Source organism: Intrasporangium sp., from assembly GCF_032907665.1.
In the GTDB taxonomy this organism is placed as follows: Bacteria; Actinomycetota; Actinomycetes; order Actinomycetales; family Dermatophilaceae; genus Intrasporangium.
The window spans coordinates 1-3,390 of sequence record NZ_JAJJPG010000227.1; the positions used below are offsets into that span (position 1 = coordinate 1).

The window sequence follows — 3,390 nt, forward strand, 5'->3', positions numbered from 1 at the left end:
GGCGGCATACGCTCGATCTCATGGCTGCACCCCGCATCGGCATCCTCGCCGTCCAGGGCGACGTGCGAGAGCACGCCGCCGCACTCACCCTCCTCGGCGCGCACGTCGTCACCGTCCGACGCCCCGAGGAGGTCGAGACGATCGACGCGCTCGTCGTGCCGGGCGGCGAGTCCACCGTGATGGACAAGCTCGTGCGCGCCTTCGACCTGCAGGAGCCGCTGCGCAAGCGCATCGCCAACGGCATGCCCGCCTACGGCTCGTGCGCGGGGATGATCATGCTCGCCGACCGGATCGCCGACGCCCGTCCGGGCCAGGAGACCTTGGGCGGCATCGACATGACGGTGCGGCGCAACGCCTTCGGACGCCAGGTGGACTCCTTCGAGACCGACCTCGACTACGTCGGGCTGGAGGGCACGGTGCACGCCGTCTTCATCCGGGCCCCGTGGGTCGAGGAGGTCGGCGAGGGCGTCGAGGTCCTCGCGCGCGTCGGGCAGGGTGCTGCCGCCGGTAGGATCGTCGCGGTTCGGCAGGGAAACCTCATGGCGACGTCCTTCCACCCCGAGGTCGGTGACGACCGCAGGATCCATGCCGAGTTCGTCAGGATCGTCGAGCGCAACCGCTGAGCACACCTGCCGGCGACCGCATCAGCCAACGGAACGTGAGGGAACTGCATGAGCGGCCACTCCAAATGGGCCACGACGAAGCACAAGAAGGCGGCGATCGACGCCAAGCGCGGGAAGCTCTTCGCCAAGCTCATCAAGAACATCGAGGTGGCGGCCCGGCAGGGTGGTGGCGACCCGGCGGGCAACCCCACCCTCTACGACGCGATCCAGAAGGCCAAGAAGACCTCGGTCCCCAACGACAACATCGACCGAGCCGTCAAGCGGGGGTCGGGCGCCGAGGCGGGCGGCGCGGACTGGCAGACGATCACCTACGAGGGCTACGCGCCAGGTGGAGTGGCCGTCCTCATCGAGTGCCTCACCGACAACCGCAACCGCGCTGCCGCCGAGGTTCGCACGGCGCTGACCCGCAACGGCGGGCAGCTCGCCGACCCCGGGTCGGTGGCCTACGTCTTCGACCGCAAGGGCGTCGTCATCGTGCCCAAGACGACGACCTCGGGCGAGCTGTCAGAAGAGCAGATCCTCGAGGTGGTCCTCGACGCCGGGGCCGAGGAGGTCAACGACAACGGCGACACGTGGGAGATCGTCTCGGAGGCCTCCGACTTCGTCGCGGTGCGGCAGGCCCTCGAGGGCGCCGGCATCGACTACGAGTCGGCCGAGGCCTCGTGGGTGCCCAACCTCCAGGTCCCGCTCGACCTCGACGGCGCGAAGAAGATGATCCGCGTCATCGAGGCGCTCGAGGACAGCGACGACGTGCAGAACGTCTACGCCAACGGCGACATCCCCGACGAGGTCCTCGCCCAGCTCGACGAGGAGTGACGCTGCGGGGTTTGACGACCACCCGGCCGTATGCCGCTGGGCTCGGTCCCGCCGGAAGGTACCCCCGCGCGGCGTGGCTTCCACGACTCCGGTGGGCCGGGCCGTTACGGTTGAGCCGAACAGGTGTTCGGTCGGTGCTCCACACGGTGGCAGATCAAGTCTGGAGGTGAGGCGTGCGCGTCCTCGCGGTCGACCCCGGACTCACGAGGTGCGGCGTGGGAGTCGTCGACGGGCGACCCGGCCGGCAGCTGTCCCTGGTCGGCGTCGGCGTGATCCGCACACCGTCGACCGACCCGACACCCAAGCGGCTCGTGGCCCTCGAGGACGAGCTCCGGGCCTGGTTCGAGCGGCACCAGCCAGAGGCGGTCGCGATCGAGCGCGTCTTCGCCGACACCAACGTCTCGACCGTCATGGGCACGGCCCAGTGCACGGGCATCGTCATGATGCTCGCCGAGCGTCGCGGCCTGCCCGTCACCCTGCACACACCGACCGAGGTCAAGGCGGCAGTGAGTGGCAGCGGACGCGCCGACAAGCGCCAGGTGACCACCATGGTCACCCGTCTGCTCGGCCTCGAGAGCTCCCCGCGACCCGCCGATGCCGCCGACGCTCTGGCGTTGGCCATCTGCCACGTGTGGCGCGGAGGCACCCAGAGCCGCTTCGCCGAGGCCGCTGAGGCGCATGCCGCGGTTGCTCTGACCCGCCGCGCCACCGCGGCCAGACCCCGACAGACCCCGACCGCTGGAGCACCACGCAGATGATCGCCTCCCTGTCCGGAACCGTTCTCAAGGCGGGCCTCGACTCCCTCGTCCTCGGCGTCGGCGGTGTCGGCATGCTCGTCCACACGACGCCGGCCACCGCCGCGTCCGTCCGCGTGGGCCAGACGGCCGACCTCGCGACCACGCTCGTCGTGCGCGAGGACTCGCTGACCCTCTACGGCTTCGCGACGGAGGACGAGAAGCACGTCTTCGAGACGGTCCAGACCGTCTCCGGCGTGGGACCCCGCCTCGCCCTCGCCCTGCTCGCCGTCCATGACCCGATCTCCGTGCGTCGGGCCCTCGGAGGCGGCGACATCGCGGCACTGACGAAGGTCCCCGGCATCGGCAGGAAGGGCGCCGAGCGGCTCGTCCTCGAGCTGCGCGACAAGCTCGGCGTCCTCGGCGGCTCCGACGACGAGCCCGTGCTCGTGGCCCAACGGACGACGGGGGAGCTGTGGCGAGAGCAGGTCCGCGAGGCGCTCGTCGGCCTCGGCTGGACCGTTCGGCAGGCCGACGACGCCCTCGACCGGGTCGCGCCGCAGGCCGCTGACGGTGCCAGCGTGTCGGCCATGCTCCGCGCAGCCCTGCAGGAGCTGGGCCGGTGACCGTGGACGAGCAGGCCTGGGACCAGTCCTACGACGCAACCGCACGGATCGTCGACGGCGGCAGCGACGCCGACGAGCGCCAGGTCGAGGCAGCGCTGCGCCCGAGGCGGCTCGACGACTTCCCCGGGCAGACCCGGGTGCGAGACCAGCTCGGGCTCGTCCTCAAGGCCGCGAAGCGCCGGGGCACCCCGCCGGACCACGTGCTCCTCTCGGGCCCGCCGGGCCTGGGCAAGACCACCCTGGCGCTCATCGTCGCGAGCGAGCTCGAGCAACCGATCCGCATCACGTCCGGCCCGGCCATCCAGCACGCGGGAGACCTCGCCTCGGTGCTCTCGTCGCTCGCCGAGGGTGAGGTCCTCTTCCTCGACGAGATCCATCGGATGTCGCGGGCCGCCGAGGAGATGCTCTACCTCGCGATGGAGGACTTCCGCGTCGACGTCATCATCGGCAAGGGTCCCGGTGCCACGGCCATCCCGCTGGAGCTGCCGCCCTTCACCGTGGTCGGCGCGACGACGCGGGCGGGGCTCTTGCCCGCCCCGCTGCGCGACCGCTTCGGCTTCACCGGCCACCTCGACTTCTACGAGCCGGGGG

Annotated in this window: 5 protein-coding genes; all 5 read left to right on the top strand. The window is 71.2% G+C overall.

What is annotated here, in order from left to right; translation table 11 throughout:
* The first annotated feature begins 20 nt into the window (after window positions 1-20).
* Complete coding sequence (pdxT, locus tag LOY02_RS18600; protein ID WP_317183860.1) at window positions 21-623, top strand: pyridoxal 5'-phosphate synthase glutaminase subunit PdxT; 603 nt, start codon at window positions 21-23, stop codon at window positions 621-623.
* A gap of 48 nt (window positions 624-671) precedes the next feature.
* Window positions 672-1,439: a YebC/PmpR family DNA-binding transcriptional regulator gene (locus tag LOY02_RS18605; protein WP_317183856.1), complete on the top strand. Its 768-nt coding sequence runs from the start codon at window positions 672-674 to the stop codon at window positions 1,437-1,439.
* Between the two features lie 173 nt (window positions 1,440-1,612).
* Window positions 1,613-2,197 (top strand): crossover junction endodeoxyribonuclease RuvC, encoded by a 585-nt coding sequence (gene ruvC, locus LOY02_RS18610; RefSeq protein ID WP_317183857.1) that lies wholly within the window; start codon window positions 1,613-1,615, stop codon window positions 2,195-2,197.
* Window positions 2,194-2,799: a Holliday junction branch migration protein RuvA gene (gene ruvA, locus LOY02_RS18615; RefSeq protein ID WP_317183858.1), complete on the top strand. Its 606-nt coding sequence runs from the start codon at window positions 2,194-2,196 to the stop codon at window positions 2,797-2,799. The genes ruvC and ruvA overlap by 4 nt, the downstream gene beginning before the upstream one ends.
* The coding region (locus LOY02_RS18620) for an AAA family ATPase (protein WP_317183859.1) at window positions 2,796-3,390 on the top strand (595 nt) is incomplete at its 3' end. The genes ruvA and LOY02_RS18620, both read left to right, overlap by 4 nt.